Source organism: Streptomyces qinglanensis (assembly GCF_900111245.1).
Classification (GTDB): domain Bacteria; phylum Actinomycetota; class Actinomycetes; order Streptomycetales; family Streptomycetaceae; genus Streptomyces; species Streptomyces qinglanensis.
Genome location: NZ_FOGO01000001.1, coordinates 712,399 through 734,791, shown reverse-complemented (window position 1 = coordinate 734,791; position 22,393 = coordinate 712,399). Strand labels below are relative to the sequence as shown.

General features: G+C 74.6%; 20 protein-coding genes. 12 read left to right on the top strand and 8 right to left on the bottom strand.

What is annotated here, in order from left to right:
* Positions 1-73 precede the first annotated feature (73 nt).
* The 5 genes from BMX65_RS03150 to BMX65_RS03130 all read left to right on the top strand — a co-directional run bounded on the left by BMX65_RS03150 (position 74) and on the right by BMX65_RS03130 (position 6,355).
* Complete coding sequence (locus BMX65_RS03150) at positions 74-1,267, top strand: thiolase C-terminal domain-containing protein (RefSeq protein WP_074998515.1); 1,194 nt, start codon at positions 74-76, stop codon at positions 1,265-1,267.
* 84 nt (positions 1,268-1,351) lie between these two features.
* Positions 1,352-2,881, top strand: coding sequence for an MFS transporter (locus tag BMX65_RS03145; RefSeq protein ID WP_074998514.1), 1,530 nt, complete (start codon positions 1,352-1,354; stop codon positions 2,879-2,881).
* A 358-nt stretch (positions 2,882-3,239) separates the two neighbouring features.
* Positions 3,240-4,097 (top strand): MaoC/PaaZ C-terminal domain-containing protein, encoded by an 858-nt coding sequence (locus tag BMX65_RS03140; protein WP_074998791.1) that lies wholly within the window; start codon positions 3,240-3,242, stop codon positions 4,095-4,097.
* A gap of 48 nt (positions 4,098-4,145) precedes the next feature.
* Entirely contained in the window at positions 4,146-5,231 is a 1,086-nt protein-coding gene (locus BMX65_RS03135; RefSeq protein WP_074998513.1) for a Zn-dependent alcohol dehydrogenase, read from the top strand.
* 104 nt (positions 5,232-5,335) lie between these two features.
* Complete coding sequence (locus BMX65_RS03130) at positions 5,336-6,355, top strand: 3-oxoacyl-ACP reductase (RefSeq protein ID WP_074998512.1); 1,020 nt, start codon at positions 5,336-5,338, stop codon at positions 6,353-6,355.
* Positions 6,356-6,709: 354 nt separating this feature from the next.
* Here BMX65_RS03130 and BMX65_RS03125 read toward each other — a convergent pair whose 3' ends face one another.
* Positions 6,710-8,056 carry a hypothetical protein gene (locus tag BMX65_RS03125; protein ID WP_074998511.1) on the bottom strand — a complete coding sequence of 449 codons (1,347 nt, stop codon included), beginning with the start codon at positions 8,054-8,056 and terminating at the stop codon, positions 6,710-6,712.
* A gap of 213 nt (positions 8,057-8,269) precedes the next feature.
* On the opposite strand from BMX65_RS03125, the gene BMX65_RS03120 reads away from it, so the two are divergent.
* Genes BMX65_RS03120 through BMX65_RS03110 form a run of 3 tightly spaced genes read left to right on the top strand, consistent with a single transcriptional unit; the run spans position 8,270 to position 11,248 of the window.
* The gene (locus BMX65_RS03120) at positions 8,270-9,199 is read left to right on the top strand and encodes a Nif3-like dinuclear metal center hexameric protein (protein WP_074998510.1); all 930 of its coding nucleotides are present in this window, start codon (positions 8,270-8,272) and stop codon (positions 9,197-9,199) included.
* Complete coding sequence (locus BMX65_RS03115; protein WP_074998790.1) at positions 9,196-9,939, top strand: zinc ribbon domain-containing protein; 744 nt, start codon at positions 9,196-9,198, stop codon at positions 9,937-9,939. The genes BMX65_RS03120 and BMX65_RS03115 overlap by 4 nt, the downstream gene beginning before the upstream one ends.
* Before the next feature lie 25 nt (positions 9,940-9,964).
* A complete protein-coding gene (locus BMX65_RS03110; RefSeq protein WP_074998509.1) occupies positions 9,965-11,248 on the top strand; it encodes a bifunctional RNase H/acid phosphatase in 1,284 nt (427 codons plus the stop codon).
* A 43-nt stretch (positions 11,249-11,291) separates the two neighbouring features.
* On the opposite strand, the gene BMX65_RS03105 is transcribed toward BMX65_RS03110, so the two are convergent.
* Positions 11,292-11,843 carry a hypothetical protein gene (locus BMX65_RS03105; RefSeq protein ID WP_074998508.1) on the bottom strand — a complete coding sequence of 184 codons (552 nt, stop codon included), beginning with the start codon at positions 11,841-11,843 and terminating at the stop codon, positions 11,292-11,294.
* 233 nt (positions 11,844-12,076) lie between these two features.
* Here BMX65_RS03105 and BMX65_RS03100 point away from each other — a divergent pair, with 233 nt between their 5' ends.
* Complete coding sequence (locus BMX65_RS03100) at positions 12,077-13,684, top strand: TlrC/CarA/OleB/SrmB family ABC-F type ribosomal protection protein (protein WP_074998507.1); 1,608 nt, start codon at positions 12,077-12,079, stop codon at positions 13,682-13,684.
* A gap of 85 nt (positions 13,685-13,769) precedes the next feature.
* On the opposite strand, the gene eda is transcribed toward BMX65_RS03100, so the two are convergent.
* From eda to BMX65_RS03085, 3 genes are all read right to left on the bottom strand, one after another.
* The gene (gene eda, locus BMX65_RS03095) at positions 13,770-14,402 is read right to left on the bottom strand and encodes a bifunctional 4-hydroxy-2-oxoglutarate aldolase/2-dehydro-3-deoxy-phosphogluconate aldolase (RefSeq protein ID WP_074998506.1); all 633 of its coding nucleotides are present in this window, start codon (positions 14,400-14,402) and stop codon (positions 13,770-13,772) included.
* A 74-nt stretch (positions 14,403-14,476) separates the two neighbouring features.
* Positions 14,477-15,265 carry a peroxide stress protein YaaA gene (gene yaaA, locus BMX65_RS03090; RefSeq protein WP_074998505.1) on the bottom strand — a complete coding sequence of 263 codons (789 nt, stop codon included), beginning with the start codon at positions 15,263-15,265 and terminating at the stop codon, positions 14,477-14,479.
* A gap of 121 nt (positions 15,266-15,386) precedes the next feature.
* Entirely contained in the window at positions 15,387-17,108 is a 1,722-nt protein-coding gene (locus BMX65_RS03085; protein WP_420856788.1) for an FAD-binding oxidoreductase, read from the bottom strand.
* A 379-nt stretch (positions 17,109-17,487) separates the two neighbouring features.
* Here BMX65_RS03085 and BMX65_RS03080 point away from each other — a divergent pair, with 379 nt between their 5' ends.
* Positions 17,488-17,997 (top strand): DinB family protein, encoded by a 510-nt coding sequence (locus tag BMX65_RS03080; protein ID WP_074998503.1) that lies wholly within the window; start codon positions 17,488-17,490, stop codon positions 17,995-17,997.
* Positions 17,998-18,046: 49 nt separating this feature from the next.
* Here the strand turns inward: BMX65_RS03080 and BMX65_RS03075 are convergent, their stop codons facing one another.
* From BMX65_RS03075 to BMX65_RS03065, 3 genes are all read right to left on the bottom strand, one after another.
* Positions 18,047-18,658, bottom strand: a complete 612-nt coding sequence (locus BMX65_RS03075) for a dihydrofolate reductase family protein (protein WP_074998502.1) — start codon at positions 18,656-18,658, stop codon at positions 18,047-18,049.
* Positions 18,659-18,849: 191 nt separating this feature from the next.
* Positions 18,850-20,238 (bottom strand): radical SAM protein, encoded by a 1,389-nt coding sequence (locus BMX65_RS03070; RefSeq protein WP_074998501.1) that lies wholly within the window; start codon positions 20,236-20,238, stop codon positions 18,850-18,852.
* A gap of 216 nt (positions 20,239-20,454) precedes the next feature.
* The gene (locus tag BMX65_RS03065) at positions 20,455-20,607 is read right to left on the bottom strand and encodes a hypothetical protein (protein WP_338068924.1); all 153 of its coding nucleotides are present in this window, start codon (positions 20,605-20,607) and stop codon (positions 20,455-20,457) included.
* 377 nt (positions 20,608-20,984) lie between these two features.
* On the opposite strand from BMX65_RS03065, the gene BMX65_RS03060 reads away from it, so the two are divergent.
* Both BMX65_RS03060 and BMX65_RS03055 read left to right on the top strand, forming a co-directional pair.
* Positions 20,985-21,395 carry a nitroreductase/quinone reductase family protein gene (locus BMX65_RS03060; protein ID WP_074998499.1) on the top strand — a complete coding sequence of 137 codons (411 nt, stop codon included), beginning with the start codon at positions 20,985-20,987 and terminating at the stop codon, positions 21,393-21,395.
* Positions 21,396-21,499: 104 nt separating this feature from the next.
* Complete coding sequence (locus BMX65_RS03055; protein WP_074998498.1) at positions 21,500-22,363, top strand: isocitrate lyase/PEP mutase family protein; 864 nt, start codon at positions 21,500-21,502, stop codon at positions 22,361-22,363.
* The last annotated feature ends 30 nt before the right edge of the window (positions 22,364-22,393 follow it).

The window sequence follows — 22,393 nt, the reverse complement described above, 5'->3', positions numbered from 1 at the left end:
GGAGCAACCCAGGACGGAGCAACCCAGGACGGAGCAGCCCAGGACGGAGCAGCCCCGAGACGGAGGAGTACGGATGACCGGCACAGCATTCGTCGTCGGAGTCGGGACGACGAAGTTCGAGAAGCCCGGATCGCGCGCCTGGCAGTACTGGGAGATGGCGAAGGAGGCGGGCGGCGCCGCACTTGCCGACGCGGGGATCGGATACGACCTGGTCGAGCAGGCCGCCGTCGGCCACTGCCACCAGTCCTCCACGGCGGCGCAGCGCGCCGTCTACGAACTCGGCCGCACCGGCATACCCGTCTACAACGTCAACAACAACTGCGCCACCGGCTCCACCGCACTCGCCATGGCCCGCAGGTTCGTCGCCTCCGGGGCCGACGACTGCGTGCTGGCGCTCGGCTTCGAGAAGATGGCAAAGGGCGCGCTGGGCGCCGGAGCGGACAGCGGGGACTTCGCCGCATCGCCCGTCGCCCGGCACTACGGCATCATGGCGGCGCGGCACGGCTTCGCGGCGACACCGCCCACCGCGCAGCTCTTCGGCAACGCGGCCCGTGAGCACATGGAGCGGTACGGCACCACCCGCGAGCAGTTGGCCGCCGTGGGCGAGAAGAACCACCGGCACTCGGCCGCCAACCCTCGCGCCCAGTTCCAGGACGTGTACACGCTGCGGGACGTCCTCGGCTCCCGGACGGTCCACGACCCGCTGACCAAGCTCCAGTGCTCGCCGACCTCCGACGGCGCCGCGGCCGCGCTCGTCGCCTCCGAACGCTTCGTCCGCGCCCACGGACTCCAGGGGCGGGCCGTGGAGATCGCCGGACAGGCGCTGGCCACCGACACCGAGGAGACCTTCGCCTCCGGCTCCTGCATCGACGTGGTGGGCCGCCCGCTGTCCCGGGCCGCGGCCGGCCGCGCGTACCGGGAGAGCGGACTGGGCATCGAGGACGTGGACGTGGTCGAACTGCACGACTGCTTCTCGGTCAACGAACTGCTCACCTACGAGGCGCTCGGCATGTGCGCGGAGGGCGACTCCGGCGAGCTGGCGGCCTCGGGCGCGACCACGTACGGGGGCCGGTGGGTGGTGAACCCCTCCGGCGGCCTCATCTCCAAGGGGCATCCGCTGGGGGCCACCGGCATCGCCCAGTGCGCCGAGTTGGTGTGGCAGCTCCGTGGCGAGGCGGGCGGGCGGCAGGTCGCGGACGCACGCGTGGGCCTGGCCCACAACATCGGACTGGGCGGCGCCGCGGTGGTGACGCTGCTGCGCCGCTGACCGGGCGGCGGCCCCCGCTTCCGGAGTCGGCACTGCCCGGAAAACGCACGCGAGCGGCCCGGCGGCAGGTGTCACACTACGCGCATGCCGCAGACCGCACAGCCCGCGAGCTCCCGCCCCATATCCGGCTCCGCAGCCGCCGAGGCGCCCCGCTTGTGGGCGGTCGTACTGGCCGCCTGCGCCGGTCAGTTCCTCGTCGTGCTCGACGTCTCCGTCGTCAACGTCGCCCTCCCCTCGATGCGTGCCACCCTCGCCCTCTCGGAGACCGGGCTGCAGTGGGTGGTCAACGCCTACACCCTCACCTTCTCCGGCCTGATGCTGCTCGGCGGCCGGGCCGCCGACCTCTTCGGCCGCAAGCGGGTCTTCCTCACCGGGCTGGCGCTGTTCACCGCCGCGAGCCTGGCGGGCGGCCTGGCCCAGGAGCCCTGGCACCTGTTGGCGGCCCGCGGGATCCAGGGCACGGGCGCCGCGATCCTGGCACCCGCCACCCTCACGCTGCTGACCACGTCCGTACCGGAGGGCCCGGCCCGCACCAAGGCGGTCGCCACCTGGTCGGCGGTCGGCGCGGGCGGCGGCGCGGCAGGCGGCCTGGTGGGCGGGGTGCTCACCGATGCGCTGTCCTGGCGCTGGGTACTGCTGATCAACGTTCCGGTCGGCGTGCTGGTACTGGCGGCGGCTGCCTGGTGGCTGACCGAGAGCCGGGAGGACTCGGTGCGGCGGCTGGACGTGCCCGGTGCGCTGCTGGTGACGCTGGGGCTGGGCGCGGTGGCCTACGGCATCGTGCGCACGGACAGCGCGGGCTGGGCCGCGGCCGGCTCGCTGGGGCCGCTGGCCGGCGGACTGCTGCTGCTCGCGCTGTTCGTCGCCGTCGAGGCGCGTTCCCCGGAACCGCTGGTGCCGCTGCGGCTGTTCCGCAGCCGGGCCGTGTCCGCGGCGAACGCCGCCATCTTCATCAACGGCCTCGCCATGTTCGCCATGTGGTACTTCCTCTCCCTCTACACCCAGAACGTGCTGGACTACACGCCGTTGCAGGCGGGACTGGCGCTGATCCCGCACTCGATGACGATCGTCCTCGGCTCCAAGATCGCCCCGTTCCTGATGGCGCGGACGGGAGACCGGCTGCTGGCCGTCGCGGGTGCCGCCATGGCGGGAGCGGGCTACGTGTGGCAGAGCACCATGGACGCGGACGGCGCCTACGCCACGACGGTCCTGGCGCCCGGTGTGCTGATGGCACTCGGCGCCGGGCTGGCCGCCACGCCCCTGGCGACCATCGCCACCGCGACCGACGACCCCGGCGAAGCGGGCCTGCTCTCCGGACTGTTCGGCACCGGCCGCACGATGGGCGGCGCGCTCGGGCTGGCGGTGCTCTCGACCGTCGCCGCGGCCCGCACCGACGGGCGGCACGACCCCGCGTCGCTGGCCGCCGGATACGGCAGTGCTTTCCGGGCGGGCGCCGTACTGCTCGGTGCGTGCGTGCTGTTCATGCTCGTCGCGCTGCCCCGCACGGTGCGCGACCGGAACCCCGCGGCGGCGGATCCGGCAGCCGCCCCGGCAGCCGACCCGACGTCCGCCGACCCGACGTCCGCCGACCCGACGTCCGCCGAGGCGCCGTAGCCCGCGTCGGCCGACGCACGGGCGCGGCGGCCGTCGGCCGCGCTCGCCCGCCGGTGCCCTGCGGACCGCCCCGGCCCCCTCCGGCCGCGCCGGGGTTCCCGTCCGGTCGCATTCCGGCGCGGCCCGCGTCCCGCTGCCTGACGCGACATCAACTCTTCCCTTGTTCCGGGGGCTGCGTTATACAGGGGTCGATCGGTTAGAACGTGTTCCACCTGTGTGCGGAGTGCGCTCCACCGGGGTGACCGACGCCCGTACCCGCGAGGAACCTCCCCGAACTCCGGGGCCCCCGGAGGTCCCGGAGAACCCCGAGGAACCCGAGGAACCCGAGGAACCCGAGAAGCAAGGAGCCCAGCGTCCGATGCCCATCGACGTAGCCAAGGCCCTGGCGGCCGAGCCCCGCAGCACCGAGATCGCCTGGGGGCACAAGGACATCCAGCTCTACCACCTCGGTCTCGGCGCGGGCACGCCCGCGACCGACCCGGCCGAACTGCGCTACACGCTGGAGAGCGGGCTGCACGTCCTGCCGTCGTTCGCCACCGTCGCGGGTGGGGGCATGGGGGTGGTCGGCGGGCTCTCGGCACCCGGTATCGACGTGGATCTGGCCGCAGTGCTGCACGGCACGCAGTCCGTCGCCCTGCACCGGCCGATCCCGGTGGACGGCCGGGCCACCTCCACCGCACGGGTGGCCGACGTCTACGACAAGGGCAAGGCCGCGGTCCTGGTACTGGTCACGGAGGTCGCCGACGCGGAGGGGCCGCTGTGGACCACCGAGGCCCAGATCTTCGTGCGCGGCGAAGGCGGCTTCGGCGGCGTGCGCGGGCCGTCCGGCCGTGTGGACGTGCCGGAGCGGGAGCCCGACGTCACCGTCGAGCGCGCGGTCCGCGAGGACCAGGCGCTGCTCTACCGCCTCTCCGGCGACTGGAATCCGCTGCACGCCGACCCCGGGTTCGCCCGGCTCGCCGGGTTCGACCGGCCCATCCTGCACGGGCTGTGCTCGTACGGGATGGCGCTCAAGGCCGTCGTGGACGGGGTGCTGGACGGCGACGTGGCCCGGGTGGCCTCGTACGGGGTGCGGTTCTCCGGGGTCGTCTTCCCCGGCGAGACGTTGCGGATCCGCGCCTGGCGCCTCACGCAGGGGCGCCTCCAGTTGACGGCCACCGCCGCCGAGCGGGACGACGCGCCCGTGCTGGGCGACGCCGTGCTCACCCACACCTGACCGCAGCCGACCCGCACATCCCGATCAGCGCCTCCGGAGGGAGCCGACATGCGCGCAGCAGTACTGGGCGAGACCGGGCAGGACAGGCTCGACGTGCTGGACGACGTCGAACCGGCCGGATTCGGTCCCGGCAAGGTGCGGGTCCGGATCAGGGCGACGGGGCTGTGCCACTCCGACCTGTCGGCGATGAGCGGGGTGCTGCCGCAGCCCGCCCCGTTCGTGCCCGGACACGAGGGAGCGGGCGAAGTGCTGGAGGTGGGGGAGGGTGTGACGCGGGTCGCGCCGGGCGACCGGGTCGTGGTGTGCTGGCTGCCCGCCTGCGGCGACTGCCCCGCCTGCCGCCGCGGCCAGCGCCATCTGTGCCTGGCCGGGTTCATGAACGCGGGCACCCCCAACTTCCGCCGCACCGGGGCCGGAGGCGGGGAGGTGTTCGGCTTCGCCGGTACCGGCACCTTCGCCGAGGAGGTCGTCCTCGACGCGCCCTGCGCGGTGCCCGTCCCGGACGACGTGCCGTTCGAGATCGCCGCGCTGATCGGCTGCGGCGTCACCACGGGGCTGGGCGCGGCCTTCAACACCGCACGGGTGGAGGCCGGTTCCTCGGTGGCCGTCATCGGCTGCGGCGGGGTCGGCATCAGCGTCCTGCAGGGGGCGCGGGCCTGCGGTGCCGCGCAGATCGTCGCCGTCGACCCGGTGGCCGGGCGCCGCGAGGCCGCGCTGCGCTTCGGCGCGACGGAGGCGGTCGCGCCCGACGGGCTCGCCGACGCCAAGCGCCGGGTGACCGGCGACGAGGGGTTCGACCACGTCTTCGAGGTCGTGGGCAGGTCGGCGACGGCCCGCACCGCCTACGACGCCACCCGGCGCGGCGGCACCCTGTGCGTGGTGGGCGCGGGCGCCGCGGACGACGAGCTCCGGTTCAGCATGTTCGAGCTGTTCTTCGACGAGAAGCGCATCCTGCCCTCCCTCTACGGCGGCGGTGACGTGCTGCGCTCCTACGACCGCGCGGTGGCGCTGTGGCGGGCCGGGCGGATCGATCTGGAGGGGATGATCACCCACCGGGTGCGGTTGGAGGAGATCAACGAGGCCATCGACCAGATGCGTACCGGGGAGGCTCTCCGCACCAGCATCTCGCTCTAGGGGAGTGGCCCCACCGGAGGGGAAGCCCTTCCGGTGGGGCCGCCTCCGGGGAGGGGGGTGCGAGGGTCTTCCGCCACCGCGAGCCGAGCCAGGGAGGGGACCGTATGTCCGTACAGGGCAGTGCGCAGGACTCTTTGCAGGACTGTTTGCAGGGCAGGACCGCCGTCGTCACCGGCGCGGGGCGCGGGCTGGGGCGTGCCGAGGCACGGGAGCTGGGGCGGCTGGGGGCCCGGGTCGTCGTCAACGACCTCGCTGCCGCCGCCGGTTCGGCGCCCTCGCCCGAGGCGGCGGAGCCGGCGTCGGAGGGTGGCGCGGCGCCGCGGCCGTCCGCCGAACCGCAGCCGCCCGCAGAGGCGGTCGCCGCAGAGATCCGGGCCGCCGGCGGCGAAGCGGTCGCCCACCACGGAGACGTGGCCGATTTCGCACAGGCCCGCGAGCTGGTCCGGCTGGCCGTGGACACCTTCGGTTCGCTGGACATCCTGGTCAACAACGCCGGGATCCTGCGCGACCGGATGGTCTTCTCGATGAGCGAGGAGGAGTGGGACGCGGTGGTCCGCGTCCACCTCAAGGGCCACTTCAACACCACCCACTTCGCTGCCGCGCACTGGCGCGCCGCGGCCAAGGCGGCGGGCGGCGCCGTCTACGGGCGGATCGTCAACACCTCGTCCGAGGCGTTCCTGGCGGGCTCGCCCGGCCAGCCCAACTACGCGGCCGCCAAGGGCGGGATCGTCGGACTGACCACCTCGACGGCGGCCGCACTGGCGAAGTACGGGGTCACCGCGAACGCCATCTGCCCGCGTGCCCGCACCCGGATGACCGAGGACGTCTTCGCGGGCTTCGAGGTGCCGGACCGGGGGCCCGACCCGCTGGCGCCGGAACATGTCTCACCCCTGGTGGGATATCTGGCCTCGCCCGCGGCGGCCCGGATCACCGGGCAGGTGCTGGTGGTGCACGGCGGCATGGTGGCGCTGCTGGAACGGCCACGGGTGGCGGTCACCTTCGAGACCGCAGCGGAGCTGTTCACCGTCGGGGAGCTGGACGGGCTGCTGACCCCGTACTTCGCCGAGCGCTCCCCGCAGGAGACCTTCGCCGCGGTCGAGGTGCTGGGCCTGCGGAAGGGCTGAAGACGGGCAGATCACACGGCGGGGCCCCGGCCACCACCGGTCGGAAGGTGGCCGGGGCCCCGCCGTACGCCGTTGCGCCTGGGCGGCGCCGGCCGACGGCCTGCCGTCGGCTACTGCGCGGGCTCGGGACGGCGGTGCCGACCCTGCGCCGGTACGGTCTGCTCCTCCTGTGCGGCGGCTTCCCCCCTGTGCTTCCCCCGGTGAGTCCCCTCGCCGGCCGTCTGCGTGGTGCTGTGCGTCTCGGTCTGGGTGTCGGACATCGTGATGTCACTCCGTCAATCTCTTGCTCTGCCGTCGTACCCGGCGGAGTTTATCGAGCCGGGGCGACGTCCTTCAGGGCGTTTCATCCGCTGGTCACGCCGTTCCGCTGGGCAGCGGGGCCTGTTGGAGCGGGACCGGTTTCCGCGCCGGGTCCTCCAGGGCCCCGAACGGCGCCGTACTGCCTGCGGAAACCCTTCTGCCCACCAGCGAACCCAGCAGTCCGGAGGGTGGCCCTCCGTGATCGTGATGTTGTAGAGCCGTGACGTCACCGACGGTCGGAGCCGCGGACTCCGGCCGCTCGGGCGGCCGCGGCGCGGCGCGCGGCGGTTCTCCGCCCGGCGCGGCGGGCGCCCGAGCCGCGCTCCGCTCCGCCGGGGCCGGTGGAGCCGGGGGCGCGGGCGCCGGTGCGGGTGTGGACTCGGGGGCCTCCGGATCGGGCAGCGGGGCCCGCATCCGGGCCAGTCCGCACGGGTTGTGCGCCGTCGAGCAGGGGACGCGCAGTTCGCCGTCGGCCGTCCACAGCCCGTGCCCCGCCAGCCACCCGGCCGGGCTCGCGAGGTGCCGCAGCTCGCGCAGGCCGGGCCGCCACACGGCGAGCCAGGTGCCCTGCGGCCCGTCCACGCGCAGCGCCACGGCGCACCGCTCGGGCAGCAGCGGCTGCCCCGGCTGGACGGCGATCGGCGTCAGCCGGGTGCCCCGGGGGTGCAGCGCCTCGGGGAACCGGACCGGGCGGTGGCTGCCCAGCACCCCCCAGCCCAGCCGCGGCTCGCCGGGTGCGTCCGAGCGGACGAGCAGCAGGCCGCTGTCCGGGTCGGCGAGCAGCAGCCGGTCGTCGCTGCCCTCGGCGATCTCCAGCAGCGGGGAGGTCTCGCCGTCCGCACCGAGGTCCACCGCGACGGTCCTGGTGGGGCCGCTGTCGTCCGGTCCTGGGGTGTCGAGTGCGAGCATCCGGCCCTCCCGGTCCAGCCACGCGCCGCCCGACCAGCGGCCGCGCAGCCGGGCGAGCCGGGTGGGAGGCCGGGACGAGCCGTCGGTCACCAGCCACACACCGGTGGTGCGGCCGTCCGGCTCCCGGGCCAGCGCATAGGCGCGGGTCCCGCAGGGCGCCGGGGGCAGCAGCCGCAGCGCGTCCGTCTCCACGGTGCCCAGCCGTCGCTCGCCGGTCTCCGGGCCCGAGGGGTAGAGCAGTGCCAGGGAGCAACGTCCCTGCGTCCGGCGGGCGATCAGCACCCGCCCGTCCGACAGCGGCAGTACGCCGCTGTCCGCGTCCTCCGGCTGCTCGACGGGGAGCGGCACCGCGTACGGCTCCGGTCCGTCGAGCGTCCAGCGCTCCGGATACCAGAGCTCCGTCCCGGCGTGCGCGGTGAGCCGGGCGGCGTAGGAGCCGTCCGCCGCGACCGTGAAGCTCTCGTTCATGACCCTGGCGGCACTCACCGTCATGTTTCGGTCACCTCCGGTCACGAAGCTAGGCCCCGTATTCGTGCGCGGACAGCGGGAGATGAACCGCTTCACGCGTACGAGTGACCGAATTCGTGTTCGCCCGCGGGAGGTCCAGGAGCGCCGTACCGGCCGCACCGGGGCGGCTGCCGGGTGCGTGCGCGTGCGCCCACCGGGCTGGGAGCGCCGCTGCCGCGGACAGGTAGCCTTGCCCCCGTGCCAGCACAGCCCACACTCTCCGAAGTCATCGCCGCGCTCGACACTCTGTGGCCGCGCGACCGCGCCGAGCAGTGGGACGCCGTCGGCACCGTCTGCGGCGACGTCTCCGACCCGCAAGCACGTGTAAGCCGTGTCCTGTTCGCCGTCGATCCTGTGCAGCAGGTCGCCGACGAGGCCGTCGCCAAGGGCGCCGAGCTGCTGGTCACCCACCATCCGCTCTATCTGCGGGGCACCACCACCGTCGCGGCCGACACCTTCAAGGGCCGCGTCGTGCACACCCTGATCCGCAACGGCGTCGCCCTGCACGTCGCGCACACCAACGCCGACACCGCCGACCCCGGCGTCTCCGACGCGCTCGCCGGGGCGCTCGGGCTGCGCGTGCTGCGGCCGCTGGTGCCCGACCCCACCGACCCCGCCGGCCGGCGCGGACTGGGCCGGATCTGCGAACTGGAGCGCCCGCTGCCGCTCGGCGATCTCCTGGAGCGGGCCGCCGCCGCGCTGCCCGTCACCGCGCAGGGCCTCCGCGCCGCGGGCGACCCCGCCATGCCGGTGGCGACGATCGCCGTGTGCGGCGGCTCCGGCGACAGCCTCTTCGAGACCGTGCGCGCCGCGGGTGTCGACGCCTACCTCACCGCCGACCTGCGCCATCACCCCGCCTCCGAGGCGCGGGAGCACTCCCCGCTGGCCCTGCTGGACGCCGCGCACTTCGCCACCGAGTGGCCCTGGTGCGAGCAGGCGGCCGCGCAGCTCGACGCCGTCGCCGAACGGGAGGGCTGGGACCTGCGCACCGAGGTCTCGCGTACCGTCACCGACCCGTGGACCGCGCACGCGCCCTCGCTGCCGCAGGAGTCACCGCTCTCCCGCGCGGCCACGGCCCAGCAGACCGCACCGACCGACCACGACCTCACTCCGGGAGCCCCCAACTGAACGCCGCGCCCGCCGATCAGATCCGCCTGCTCGACGTCCAGGCACTCGATACGCGCCTGACGCAGCTCGCGCACAAGCGCAAGACCCTTCCCGAGCACGAGGAGATCCAGCGGCTGGACGCCGACCTCGCCCAGCTCCGCGACCTGCTCGTGGCCGCGCAGACCGAGGAGAGCGACACCACCCGCGAGCAGACCAAGGCGGAGCAGGACGTCGACCAGGTCCGCCAGCGCGCGGTCCGCGACCAGCAGCGCCTCGACTCGGGCGCGGTGACCAACCCCAAGGACCTGGCCAACCTGCAGAGCGAGATCGCCTCGCTCGCCAAGCGCCAGAGCGACCTGGAGGACGTCGTCCTGGAGGTCATGGAGCGCCGCGAGTCCGCCGCGGAGCGCTCCGCCGAACTGGGCGAGCGGGTCGAGTCCGTCGGCGCCAAGGTGCAGGACGCCACCGTGCGCCGGGACGCCGCGCTGGCGGAGATCGACGCCGAGCTGGCCGGTGTCCGCAGGGAGCGCGAGACGGTCGCCGGGGCCGTCCCCGGTGAACTCCTCAAGCTCTACGACAAGATCCGGGAGCGCGAGGGCGGGGTGGGCGCCGCCAAGCTCTACCAGCGCCGCTGCGAGGGCTGCCGGCTGGAGCTGAACATCACCGAGCTGAACGAGGTGCGCGAGGCGCCCGCGGACACGGTCGTGCGCTGCGAGAACTGCCGCCGCATCCTGGTGCGCACCCCGGAGTCGGGGCTGTGAGCCCGGCGGCCGGCGAGGGCGTGCGATGAGCGGGGGACAGGTGCGCCGCACCTTCGTCGTCGAGGCCGACGGCGGTTCGCGCGGCAACCCCGGCCCGGCCGGATACGGCGCCGTGGTCAAGGACGCCGCCTCGGGCGGGACCCTCCGGGAGACCGCCGAGTTCATCGGCAGGGCCACCAACAACGTGGCCGAGTACCGGGGCCTGGTCGCCGGGCTGCGCGCCGCGCACGAACTCGACTCCGACGCCGCGGTGCTGGTGCGGATGGACTCCAAGCTGGTCGTCGAGCAGATGTCGGGCCGCTGGAAGATCAAGCACCCGGACATGCGGCCCCTCGCGGCGGAGGCCGCCGCGGTCTTCCCGCCGGACGCGGTCAGCTACGAGTGGATCCCGCGCGAGAAGAACAAGCACGCGGACCGGCTCGCCAACGAGGCGATGGACGCCGGGAAGCGGGGCGCGCGCTGGGAGCCGGACGCGTCCCGCGCGGAGCTCGACACCGGGCCCGGCGCGGGGCGGAGCGGGTCCGGCACCGGCCGGGGCGGATCCACTGCGGGCCGCACCGGGTCCGGCGCCGCCGGGGGCACGGGAAGCGCGGCGACCGCGCCCTCCTCCGCGGCGGACGACGGGCCCGGCACGGCGGGGACCGCCGCTCCCGCCGCCCGCCCGGGCTGGGGGCCCGATCTCGGCACCCCGACCACCTTCGTGCTGCTGCGGCACGGGGAGACGCCGCTCACGCCGGAGAAGCGGTTCTCCGGCAGCGGCGGCTCCGACCCCGAACTCTCCGCGGTCGGCCGCCGGCAGGCCGCCGCGGCTGCCGAGGCGCTCGCCGCCCGCGGCACCGTCCAGGCCGTGGTCGCCTCGCCGCTGCGCCGCTGCCAGGAGACGGCGGCCGCTGTCGCGGACCGCCTCGGGTTGAGCGTCCGTACCGACGAGGGGCTGCGCGAGACCGACTTCGGCGCCTGGGAGGGCCTCACCTTCGCCGAGGTGCGCGAGCGCCACCCGGAGGACCTGGACGCCTGGCTGGCCTCCGCCGGGGCCCGCCCCACCGGAGGCGGCGAGTCCTTCGAGGAGGTCGCCCGGCGGGTCGCGGTGGCCCGGGACAAGCTGCTGGCCCGCTACGCCGGTCGCACCGTGCTGCTCGTCACCCATGTGACGCCGGTCAAGACGCTGGCCCGGCTCGCGCTGGGCGCCCCGGCCGAGGCGCTGTTCCGGATGGAGCTGTCGGCCGGTTCCCTTTCCGCCGTCGCCTACTACGCCGACGGCAACGCCTCGCTGCGGCTGCTGAACGACACGGGGCACCTGCGCCCGTGACGAGGCGCACCGGGGCGCACCGGGGCACCCGCGCGGCCGTGCGCTAGCCGGTGCCCCGGTGCCGGCCCCCGCGTGACCCGCTCCGGGGCGCGTGCCGGGGCAGTTGGTCCGCGTAGCCGGCCTCCGTCCACACGTAGGTGCGGAACTCCTCCGGCGTCAGTACGCCGGGCCAGGGTTCCCCGCCGGGGCAGAAGACGGATTCACAGCCGTAGCAGTAGCGGGCGGGCGCCCACAGCGCGTCGGCCCGCGCCGCGCCGGCCGCCTCCGCGTCCTGTTCCTGCCGGTCCTCGCGCACCACGACGACCGTGCCGACGAAGCACACGGCGGCCAGCAGGATGCCGCCGCCCAGGTAGAGCGGTTTGTCCTGGTCCACGCCCGTCCAGGCGAGTGCCACGCCCATTCCGGTGAGCACCATGCCCTCCAGGAAGTGCATGCAGCCGTCGCCGGTCTTCTCCGGCCCTTTGGCCAGCCGGGTGCCCAACTCCTTGCGCAGCGCGCCCTTGCCGGTGCGCGCCTCGGAGACGGGCCGTGTGTCGCCGCCGCGGCAGCCGGGGCACATCACCCCGTCGCCACCGGGTGCGCTGTCAGTCGCCATGCGGGCAACCTACCGGCGCCGGTGGCGGCCCCGCGCGGGGAGGCTCGGAAGGCATGAGCGAGGCGAGACGTATCGTCTTGCCGAAGTCCCCGGTGTGCCGTACCTTCTTGCCCATGGGGTCCCTGTGAGATCAAAGGCGCCGACCGCGTAGAGCACCGCTCCGCCGTCGCCGCGCCCCGCCGTGCAGTCACTCACCTCGTTCCGGCCCGTCCCGGGCCAGGAGGGACCGACCCATGCGCACCTCACAACTCACCCTTCGCGGCGTCACCAAGCGCTACTCCGGCCGCACCGTCCTCGACCAGGTCTCCTGCACGCTCAAACCGGGGGAGAAGGCCGGGCTCATCGGCGACAACGGCTCCGGCAAGTCCACGCTCCTCGAGCTCCTCGCGGGCCGGGAACAGCCGGACCACGGCGAGTTGACCGTGATCGCCGCGGGCGGCGTCGGCTACCTGCCGCAGACCCTCCCGCTCCCGCCGACCGCCACGGTCCAGGAGGCCGTCGACCTGTCGCTGGCGGACCTGCGCGCGCTGGAGGCGGAGCTGCGCCGGGCCGAGCGGGCACTCGGCGAGGGCGGCAGCCCCGACGCGTACGCCGCGCTGCTCGAACGCTACGAGGCCCGCGACGGCTACGCGGCCGACCACCGGGTGGACGCCGCCCTGCATCACCTCGGCCTGCCCGGGCTGTCCCGCGAGCGCCGTATCGGCACGCTCTCCGGCGGCGAGCGCTCCCGGCTCTCCCTGGCCGCTGTCCTGGCGGGCCGCCCGGAGCTGCTCCTGCTGGACGAGCCGACGAACGACCTGGACGACGGGGCTGTCGCCTGGCTGGAGGAGCAACTGCGGGCACACCGCGGGACGGTGCTCGCGGTCACGCACGACCGCGTCTTCCTCCAGCGCCTGACCACGACGATCCTGGAGGCCGACGGCGGGAGGATCACCCGCTACGGCGACGGCTACCCCGGCTACCGCGCCGCCAAGGCCGCCGACCGCCGCCGGCGGCTGCAGGAGTACGAGGAGTGGCGCGCAGAGCTGGCCCGCAACGAGCGGCTGGCCACCGGCAACGCCGCCCGCCTCGACGGCATTCCGCGCAAGGCGCCGCTGGCCAACTTCGGGCACGGCGGCTTCCGGGCCCGCGGCCGCGCGCACGGCGCGATGGCGCGCATCCGCAATGCCCGCGAGCGCGTCGACCGGCTCCGGGCCGATCCGGTGGCGCCGCCGCCCGACCCGCTGTCCTTCACGGCTCGTCTCCGCGCTGCGGCGGCCGGGTCCGGCGAAGCCGCCGAACTCACCGGAGTACGGGTGGGAGACCGCCTCCGCCTGGACTCCTTCACTCTGGGCCCCACCGGCCGGCTGCTGGTCACCGGACCGAACGGCGCGGGGAAGACCACTCTGCTCCGGCTGCTGGCCGGCGAGCTGCGGCCGGACGAGGGCGCGGTACACGTGCCGGGCAGGGTCGGCCATCTGCGCCAGGACGAGACGCCGTGGCCGCCCGGCCTGACGGTGGCGGAGGTCTTCGCGCTGGGCCGTCCCGGATCCGCCGAGGACCACGCCGAGTCCCTGCTGTCCCTCGGCCTCTTCCGCCCGGCGGAACTGCACCTGTGCGTCGGCGGCCTCTCCTACGGCCAGCGTCGGCGCATCGAGCTGGCCCGCCTGGTCGCGGACCCCGCGGACCTGCTCCTCCTGGACGAGCCGACGAACCATATGGCCCCCGCGCTGGTGGAGGAACTGGAGGAGGCCCTGGCCGGATACCCGGGCGCCGTGGTGCTGGTGACGCACGACCGGGCGCTGCGCGGGCGGTTCGACGGGGCGCGGCTCGCGCTGGACGGGGGCGCGGTCGCGGTGTGAACGGACCCCGCGGTGCCGGGGCGGTCCTGGTGCGGACGTCGGCCGTGGTGTGCGCGGTCGGCGTCCGCACGCGGAGGCGGACCGCCTACCGGGCCGGCCGTACCGCCGCGGCCTCGGCGGCGAGCCCGCGTACCCGCTCCCAGTCCCTGGCCGCGAGCGCGTCGGCGGGCAGCATCCAGGTGCCGCCGACGCAGCCGACGTTGGGCAGCGCCAGATAGTCGGCCGCGTCGTCGGCGGTGATGCCGCCGGTCGGGCAGAAGCGGGCCCGCGGCAGCGGGGAGGCCAGGGACTTCAGATAGCCGGTGCCGCCCGCCGCACGCGCGGGGAAGAACTTCATCTCCGTCACGCCGCGCTCCAGCAGGGCCATCGCCTCGGAGGCGGTCGAGACGCCGGGCAGGAAGGGCACTCCGGAGGCCCGCATGGCCTCCAGCAGCGCGTCGGTCCAGCCGGGGCTGACCAGGAAGCGCGCGCCTGCCGCCACCGCGGTCTCCACGTCCCGCGGACCCAGCACCGTGCCCGCGCCGACGACCGCCTCGGGGACGGCGTCCGCGACGGCCCGGATCGCCTCCGGCGCGGCGCCGGTCCGCAGCGTGATCTCGATCGCGGGCAGGCCACCGGCCACCAGCGCCCGCGCCAGCGGGACGGCGTCCGCCGCGTCCTCCAGCACGACGACCGGGAGGACGGGGGCGAGGTCGAGCAGGGAGGGCGCGGAAGTCATGCCCGTATCGTGCCCGCGGGCAGCATGCCTCGCAACGGGCGTTGCGGTATGTGCAACCAGCTCGGCCGGAGGGGTCAGAGCTCGGTGACGACCACATCCAGTGCCCGCGCGTCCGGACCCTCGCCGCCCTCCACGGTGTAGCCCAGCTCGCGCAGCGTCCCGGCCAGCGCCGCGGGGGTCTTCGGCGCCGCACCGGACTCCAGCAGCGCCCGCACGATGCGGCCCTTGGTCGCCTTGTTGAAGTGGCTGACGACCGACCGCTTCTCCACCCCGTCCACCAGCCGGGACTGCAGGACCCGCACGGTCGCCGTGCGGCGCGCCAGTTCGCCCTTGGGCCTCCACATGCCCGCGTACGCCGACGAGCGCAGATCCAGCACCAGCCCGCCGCCCGCCGCCTCGGGCAGCACCGACTCCGCCGGGCCGCGCCAGAAGGCGCCCAGCGCACCCGTGCCCGGCAGCTTCACACCCGCGGACAGCCGGTAGGAAGGGATCCGGTCGGTGACCCCGACGGCCCCCCACAGCGCGGAGAAGACCAGCAGCGAGCGAGCGGCCCGCCGCTTGGCCGCCGTGCTGAGGGTGGCCAGTTCCAGCGCGTCGTAGAGCACCCCGGTGTAGATCTCCCCGGCGGGACGGGTCGGCGCGGTCCGCAGCCGGGCGTTCTTGGCGACCTCGCCGCGCAGCCCCTCGCCGATCCCCAGCACCCCGCGTGCCTTCTCCTCGTCGGCCCGGCAGAGCGCCACCAGCTCCTCCAGCACCGTCTCCCGCGCCGGGTTCAGCCCCGGAAGGGAGAGCGAGCCCAGGTCCAGCGGGCGCCCCCGCGAGCCCTCGGCCTTCCCCTCGGACGGCGGCAGCAGCACGAGCACGGCACTTCTCCTCGGTTCCTCGGTACGGCGCCCGCCTGCGACGCCGGTGGTGCGGTTCCCTCCGGCCGCCGGAGGGGACCCCAGCGTACGGGTCCGGGCCCGGATCACCGCCGCGGGGCGCTCACACGGCGTGCGGGAACGAGAAGACCCGGTCCGGGTCGTACACGGCCTTGACCTCGGCCAGCCGCTCGGCGTTGGCACCGTAGTAGGCCCGCCGCCAGTCGCGCAGCGCCGGGTCGGGGCAGTTCTGGTAGGCGAACCCGCTGGCCCACGGCCGCATCGCGGCGTGGGTGGCATCCAGCCAGCCGCGGTGCCCCGCCACCGTCTCGGCGCCGGAGGCGTCCGGCCAGGCGACGGTGTACTGCGCCAGGAAGCGCGCGTTCCGGTGCACGAAGGCCGTCGCGTCCGGCCGGGGCCGGTTCACGGCACCGCCCAGCGCGTCGAGGACGACACTTCCGGCGCCGCCGTCGCGCAGTTCGGCCACCCGCTCCACCCGGTCGAGCAGCGCCCGTATCCCGGCGAGCGGCAGCGGGCGGACGTAGAAGTCGGAGCGGGCGGCGTACGACTCGCGGGCGACCCTCCCCCGCTTGGTGCGGCCGGGCAGGGTGCCGCGCTGGTGCGCCTGGGCGAGCGTCCAGCCCGAGACGCCGCCCAGCACCTTCAGCGCGTCCAGGTAGCCGTGCCTGCGCAGCGACAGGTCGGCGGTCGTGCCGATCCGCCCCGCCAGCCGGTCGAGTTGCGTCTCCACCTCGCGGCGCGCCCCCAGTGACAGCCCGCCCAGCCGCACACTGCCCGGCCGGCCGCCCGCCGGGGCCGACAGCCGCAGATGCGACCAGATCTCCTCCGGCGCCACCGGTGCCCACCGCTGCCACTCGCGCACCACGGCCGCCGCCCGCGACCAGGGCCAGGAGAGGAAGAACGTCTGGCAGCCGGGCGCCACATGGGTGCGGAAGTCCAGCGAGGTGACGACGCCGAAGTTGCCGTTCCCCGCGCCGCGCAGCGCCCAGAACAGCTCGGCGTCCCGGGCGCCGCCGTCCGCGGACACCTCGCGCAGCGTGCCGTCGGCCGTGACGATCCTGGCCCCGGTGAGGCTGTCGCAGGTCAGCCCGTAGGCGCGGGCGACGGCGCCGATCCCGCCGCCCAGCGCCAGCCCCGCGATCCCCACGGTCGGGCCTGAGCCGGCCGGTATCGTCCGCTTGTGCGCCGCCAGACCGGCGTGGACGTCGATCAGTTTGGCCCCGGCGCCCACCGTGGCCCGGCGTCCGGAGGCGTGCACCCCGGCGAGCCGCTGCACGTCGATGACCAGCCGGCCGTTGCCGCTGGACCAGCCCGCGGACGAGTGGCCCCCGCTGCGTACCGACACCGGTATCCGGTTGCGGCGCGCGAACGCCAGGCACTCGGCGATGTCGCCGGGCCCCGCACAGTACGCCACCGCGGCCGGGCGCACCGCGTCGAACCGCGGGTTGAACAGCTTGCGGGCCGCGGTGAAATCCCGGTCCCCGGGCCGCAGCAACGTTCCGTCCAGCCCGCTGCCGAGCGCCGTCCACGCCGCGCTCGTGGTGTCCGCCGCGTTGGCCGGGCTCGCGGACTTCCCGGCCTGCGCCGCGCTTGTCGTGCTCGCAGCCTTCGCAGCCTTCGCTGCGCTCGCCGGGTCCGCAGCGCTCGCCGGGTTGGTCCTGCCCGCTGTGCTCCCGGCGGTTCCGGCCTTTCCAGCCTTTCCGGCCTTCCCGGTGTTCGCCGTGTTACCGGTGTTCGCCGTGTTCCCGGCGTCCGTTGTGTTCCTGGTGTTCGCGGCGTTCGCTGTGTCCGTCCTGTTCCCCGGACCCGTCCCGCACCCCGTCATCCGCATCCCCCTGGCCGCTGTCGCACTCCCCGCCGCTTCGTCGTCCCGCGGCAGTCCGCGCCCCGCCCCGCCGCCGTTCCCGGCATGTGCGCCGCCCCCCGCCCCGCTCGTCCCACCGCTCCTCGACGAAGATCCACTCCGCCGTGGGAGGGGACGGACCGGAGGGTGACGCGGTTCCGTCCGGTGCCCGGAGTGCGGACCGGCGGCGCGGGCCGGAAGCGCGCCGCACGGCGGCGCGTCCTGCCCCGCGGGCCGGTCCGGCGGGCCGCCCGGGACGACCGGCCGCGCCGTGCGGCGGCGGGGTGCGGGTGGCGGTCACCCCGGAAGCCAACCAGCACCACCGCACCCCCGCCAGCCAATTCTGGTTACAGTCGGCGGCATGACTGATGTGACCGGCTTTTCTGCGCGTGGCGATGTAAGGCCCCCTGATGTGGCGGGTGGCGAGAAGGAAACCCTGCTGGCGTTCCTGCGGTATCTGCGTGAGGCGGTGATCGCCAAGGCCGCCGGACTCACCGACGAGGTCGGCCTCGCCCCGGGCGTCCCCTCCGGAACCAGCCTGCTGGGCCTGGTGCGGCATCTGACCCTGGTGGAGCGCAACTGGTTCGGCCATGCGTACGCCGGGCAGGGCGAGCTCCTCGACGACGACGCGCCGCCCGGGCCGGGCGAGACCGGCGAATCCCTGATCGCCGCATACCAGGAGGCGATCCGCGCGTCGGACGCGGTCGTCGCCGACTGCGACGACCTCGACCGCCCCGGGGTGCGCTCCCTGCGTGCGACCCCGCCGCCGACGATGCGCTGGATCCTCGTGCACATGATCGAGGAGACGGCCCGGCACGCGGGCCACGCCGACATCCTCCGTGAGCAGACCGACGGCGCCACCGGCCGCTGAACCGGAGCCGGGCCGGCCCGCCGAACGGCGGCCGGCCGGCCGGCGGCGCTCAGAACGATCCGAACGCCGGCCGCCCCGCCGGGGAATAGGTCTGCATCGTGACGCCCGACGGCAGCGCCTCGGCGGTCTCCAGCGCGAGCGCCGCGGGCACGCCGCCCTCCGCGAAGAGCCGGTGGCCCCTGCCCAGTACCACCGGGAAGACCAGCAGCCGGTACTCGTCGATCAGGCCGTGCGCCATCAGCGACCGGGCCAGCACGCCGCTGCCGTGGATCTGCAGATCGCCGCCCGGCTGCGCCTTCAGCTCCCGCACGGCCTCCACCACGTCGCCCCCGAGCACCGTGGTGCCCTGCCACCCGGCGGTCCGCAGCGTCGTCGAGGCGACGTACTTGGGCAGGGAGTTCAGCCGGCGGGCGATCACCGGGTCCTCCTCGTCGCCGACCTGCGGCCAGTACGCCGCGAAGATCTCGTACGTGCGCCGCCCCAGCAGGAAGGCGCCCGCACGGGCGAACCAGTCGCCGATGAGCTCGCTCAGTCCCTCGTCCGCGTAGGGCACCACCCAGCCGCCGAGGTCGAACCCGTCGCGCGGGTCCTCCTCGGGACCGCCGGGTGCCTGCATCACGCCGTCGAGTGACAGCATCGTGGTCAGTGTCAGCTTGGCCATGGTCCTCGCCTCCGCGCCGTTCTGTGTCTCCCGCGTTTCCCGCGTTTCCCGCGTTTCCCGCGTTTCCCGCGTTTCCCGGGCTTCCCGCGTGTTCCGGTGTCTTCGGGTCCCGCGTGCGAAGGCCCCGGTCTCTCCTGCTGGAGGAGAGACCGGGGCCCTCGGCGGAAATCATCGGTGACGGGCGGTCGGCCTCACGCGACCGGCGCGCCCTCCTCTGCGGGCAGCGTGTCCATGAACGAGCTGACGGAGAAGACCGCGCGGCCCGCGCCCGCCGGACCGTAGCCGGGCGGCGAGGAGAGGCCGTGCCGCTGCATCGCCGAGCGATAGGCGTCCAGCAGCCGGATGTGGTACTCCAGCGGGGCGCCCTGCGGATTCGACTTGCCCAGCGGGGTCGTCGGCTCCGGGCACCAGGTGGTGAAGCGCGGGGTGATGCCGTGGGACATGAAGAAGTCCAGGCCCTCGGTGGTGGAGGCGATGGCGTCGTCCACCGTGTCGAAGCCGTACGGCGCGGCCATCTCCACCCCGGCGACGAAGTTCGGGATCACGTTCCGGGCCCCGAAGACGTCCGCCGAGTCGAGCACGCGGCGGTGCCACTCCTCACGGCCGACATAGCGCTCCTTGCCGGGGCAGTACAGCTCGAACAGCCGCTTGTCCCACACCTCGAAGTTGGGGTGGTAGATGCGGATGCCGTGGTCGTGGAACCGCTTGACGTCGTCCTTGGGCAGCGCCTGCGCCACGACCTTGCCCGTCCAGCGGCCCGGGAAGCGCTCCTCGATGGCCTGCGCGTACTGCCCGTAGAAGTCCGCCTCGTCCTTGCCCTGCACCTGCGAGGTGATGGAGCCGCCGGTGAGGGTGTAGGCGTGCGAGGCGCCGAGCGTGTCGTGGTCCGAGATGATCTGCAGCGCCTCCAACACCTCCTCGACCGGCTTGACCCCGGTGTACGGGCGCCCGGCGGCCTTGTGCTGGCGCCAGTTGTGGTTGATGTCGCAGTACTGGCACTCCTCCTTGGCGCCGAAGTACTGGCACACCCGGAAGACCGTCAGATAGATCAGGTAGCCCCACTGGATGGTGGGCGCCACCTCCATCACGGACTTCCCGTTGGCGAGCGTGTGCCGGTAGTAGTCCGGCATCGGCGGCAGGCCGACATCCGCGATCCGCTGTCCGTCCAGGTAGAGCCCCAGGGCGCCGTCCTCGCCCGCCTGCACCCGGTACGGCGAGCTCGGGTTCACCCGTACGGAGACCACGGTGCGGCTCAGGTCGTACGGACCGCCGGTCAGCACGACCTCCTCCGGCGGCCGCCGCAGCGCGGCCTCGCCCAGCTCGGGCAGGGTGCGGTGGTCGAAGGAGAAGATGAAGTAGGACTTCGGCTTGATCTCGCCCGTCGCCTTGTCGGCGGTGTCGCTGAGCGCCGAGTCGTCGAAGGCCATCCCGCCGCGGAGCAGGTCCTCCTTCAGCACGGCCTCCCGCGGAATGTGCGGAAAGCGCTCCATGAGGTCCTCGACCAGAGCGGTGCGGTTGCCTTGCTCCTGTGGGGCCTGCTGGCCCTGCTTGCCCCGCCCCGACGGCACGTGCGACGGCATCGGCAGGGGAGTCGGCGTTGGCGGCATGGTGTGATCAAGCTCCTCACTTCGCGGCCCGTGGGCGTACCCGACGGTACTCCGGTGCCCGAATCGGCCGCACACCTGCCTCTTGTTCCGTACGCCCGGCCCAGCGCGCCGCGGCGGGCCGGGCGGCTCGTGCCGCGGGCGTCGCAAGGTGCGCGCCGCGGAGCCTCGCCCGGTCCGTGCCGCGGAGGATCACCGCCATACGTCGGGGCCGCCGCCGCGCCACTCGATCAGGTTGGGGTCGTCGAGCTGGATCTCGGCGGGGTCGAGACCGGCGCGGCGCAGGAACTCGACGACGTCCTCGGGCCGGTGCGCGAAGCCGAGGCTTTCGGTGTGTGCGGTCACTTTCCGTCCACCGGTCTGGGACGGAGGGTGTACGACGATGGGAGGGGTCATAACTCCAGAGTGCAACTTTGGCCAATGGCCCGCACCTGTGCAGCGGCCCGCACCCGTGACGGCGGTCCAGGATCCGGGGAGCGCCGACGGGGAGCGGCGGGCCGCACGCGTCCTCGGGCGGGTCGCACGCGTCCTCGGGAGAGAGCGAGAGAGGACGGGGCCGGATGCCGCGGGGACGGACGGCCGCCGGTCGCCGTGCCGGAGCTGTTGTCAGTGGCCGGTGGCAGACTCCTGGACATCCGTAACCAACATGCTGGCTGCGTGTGGACGGAAGGCCCCGCCGACAGCGCGGCGGGGCCGCTCGGCGGACGAAGGAAGGAACGCAGATGGCGGGAGCGGCGGGCAAGGGGAGCGCGGCGAAGTTCCGGGCCGTCACGGCGCTGCAGCGCCATGTGGTCAATCCGCTCTCCCGCCGGATGCCGGGGCAGACCCTGCTGGAGACCACGGGCCGCAGCAGCGGTGTCCCGCGCCGCACACCGGTCGGCGGGCGCTGCGAGGGGCAGCGGTTCTGGCTGGTGTCCGAACACGGCGACCGGGCGCAGTACGTACGCAACATCCGCGCCGATCCGCGGGTGCGGGTCCGGGTCTCCGGCCGCTGGTACACCGGGACGGCCCGGCTCCTCCCCGACGACGACCCGTACGCCCGCCTCGCCGCGCTGCCGCGTCTCAACAGCGCCGTGGTCCGCGCGGTGGGCACCGAGCTGCTGACCGTCCGCGTCGACCTCGACGCCGACTGACCCGGCAGTACCCGGGCCCACCGCGGCCACCGGGTGCGGGCGTCCGCGTCCGAGGGCGTCCCGGAACAGCGCACAGAGCGAACCCGCACCGTAGAGAGGGCCCCATGCAGCAGTCCGCGGCCGCCGCCGACCAGTACCGACGTGCCGTCACCTTCCAGGCGCTGCACGAGGGGCCCGACCCCTTCGTGGTGCCCAACCCGTGGGACGCCGGGACGGCGCGCATCCTGAGCGGGCTCGGTTTCGCGGCGCTGGCCACCACCGGCGCGGGCCTGGCGCACGCTCGTGGACTGCCGGACAGCCGCGTCACCCGGGACGTGCTCCTCGACAACGCCGGAGCCGTCGTCGAGGCCACGCCGCTGCCGGTCACCGCCGACCTGGAGAGCGGCTTCGGCGAGACGCCCGACGACGTCGCCGAGACGATCCGGCGTGCCGCCGCGGCGGGTCTGGTCGGGGGCTCCGTCGAGGACTCCACCGGCCGGGACGACGACCCCGTCCGCCCTCTGGGAGAGGCGGCCGAGCGGGTGGCCGCGGCCGTGGCCGCCGCGGGGGAACTCGACTTCCCCTTCACCGTCACCGCCCGCGCCGAGAACTTCTTCCAGGGGCGGCCCGACCTGTCCGACACCATTCGCCGCCTCCAGGCGTACGAGGAGGCGGGCGCGCATGTGCTCTACGCGCCCGCGCTGCCGGACGCCGACGCCGTCCGCGCGGTGTGCTCCTCCGTCGGCCGCCCCGTGAACGTGCTGATGGGGTCGCCGGCGCTGCGGCTGAGTGTGACCGATCTCGGTGCGCTGGGCGTCCGCCGGATCAGCGTGGGTTCGGCGCTCTCCCGCGCCGCGCTCGGCGCCGTCGTCCGCGCGGCCCGCGAGATCCAGGAGCTGGGCACCTTCACCTTCGGCGCGGACGCGATCCCCTACGCCGAGGCCAACGCACTGATGACACCCGCCGCTCCGGCAGCGCCGGGGGAGTGAGCCGGGAGCCGCGAGCTCCAGCCCGACCGC

What these genes read in the sequence shown, in the direction of transcription:
- BMX65_RS03150 (WP_074998515.1), top strand. Translation starts at nt 74, where the DNA reads ATGACCGGCACAGCATTCGTCGTCGGAGTCGGGACGACGAAGTTCGAG.
- BMX65_RS03145 (WP_074998514.1), top strand. Translation starts at nt 1,352, where the DNA reads ATGCCGCAGACCGCACAGCCCGCGAGCTCCCGCCCCATATCCGGCTCC.
- BMX65_RS03140 (WP_074998791.1), top strand. Translation starts at nt 3,240, where the DNA reads ATGCCCATCGACGTAGCCAAGGCCCTGGCGGCCGAGCCCCGCAGCACC.
- BMX65_RS03135 (WP_074998513.1), top strand. Translation starts at nt 4,146, where the DNA reads ATGCGCGCAGCAGTACTGGGCGAGACCGGGCAGGACAGGCTCGACGTG.
- BMX65_RS03130 (WP_074998512.1), top strand. Translation starts at nt 5,336, where the DNA reads ATGTCCGTACAGGGCAGTGCGCAGGACTCTTTGCAGGACTGTTTGCAG.
- BMX65_RS03125 (WP_074998511.1), bottom strand. Translation starts at nt 8,056, where the DNA reads ATGACGGTGAGTGCCGCCAGGGTCATGAACGAGAGCTTCACGGTCGCG.
- BMX65_RS03110 (WP_074998509.1), top strand. Translation starts at nt 9,965, where the DNA reads ATGAGCGGGGGACAGGTGCGCCGCACCTTCGTCGTCGAGGCCGACGGC.
- BMX65_RS03105 (WP_074998508.1), bottom strand. Translation starts at nt 11,843, where the DNA reads ATGGCGACTGACAGCGCACCCGGTGGCGACGGGGTGATGTGCCCCGGC.
- BMX65_RS03100 (WP_074998507.1), top strand. Translation starts at nt 12,077, where the DNA reads ATGCGCACCTCACAACTCACCCTTCGCGGCGTCACCAAGCGCTACTCC.
- eda (WP_074998506.1), bottom strand. Translation starts at nt 14,402, where the DNA reads ATGACTTCCGCGCCCTCCCTGCTCGACCTCGCCCCCGTCCTCCCGGTC.
- BMX65_RS03085 (WP_420856788.1), bottom strand. Translation starts at nt 17,108, where the DNA reads ATGACGGGGTGCGGGACGGGTCCGGGGAACAGGACGGACACAGCGAAC.
- BMX65_RS03080 (WP_074998503.1), top strand. Translation starts at nt 17,488, where the DNA reads ATGACTGATGTGACCGGCTTTTCTGCGCGTGGCGATGTAAGGCCCCCT.
- BMX65_RS03075 (WP_074998502.1), bottom strand. Translation starts at nt 18,658, where the DNA reads ATGGCCAAGCTGACACTGACCACGATGCTGTCACTCGACGGCGTGATG.
- BMX65_RS03070 (WP_074998501.1), bottom strand. Translation starts at nt 20,238, where the DNA reads ATGCCGTCGCACGTGCCGTCGGGGCGGGGCAAGCAGGGCCAGCAGGCC.
- BMX65_RS03060 (WP_074998499.1), top strand. Translation starts at nt 20,985, where the DNA reads ATGGCGGGAGCGGCGGGCAAGGGGAGCGCGGCGAAGTTCCGGGCCGTC.
- BMX65_RS03055 (WP_074998498.1), top strand. Translation starts at nt 21,500, where the DNA reads ATGCAGCAGTCCGCGGCCGCCGCCGACCAGTACCGACGTGCCGTCACC.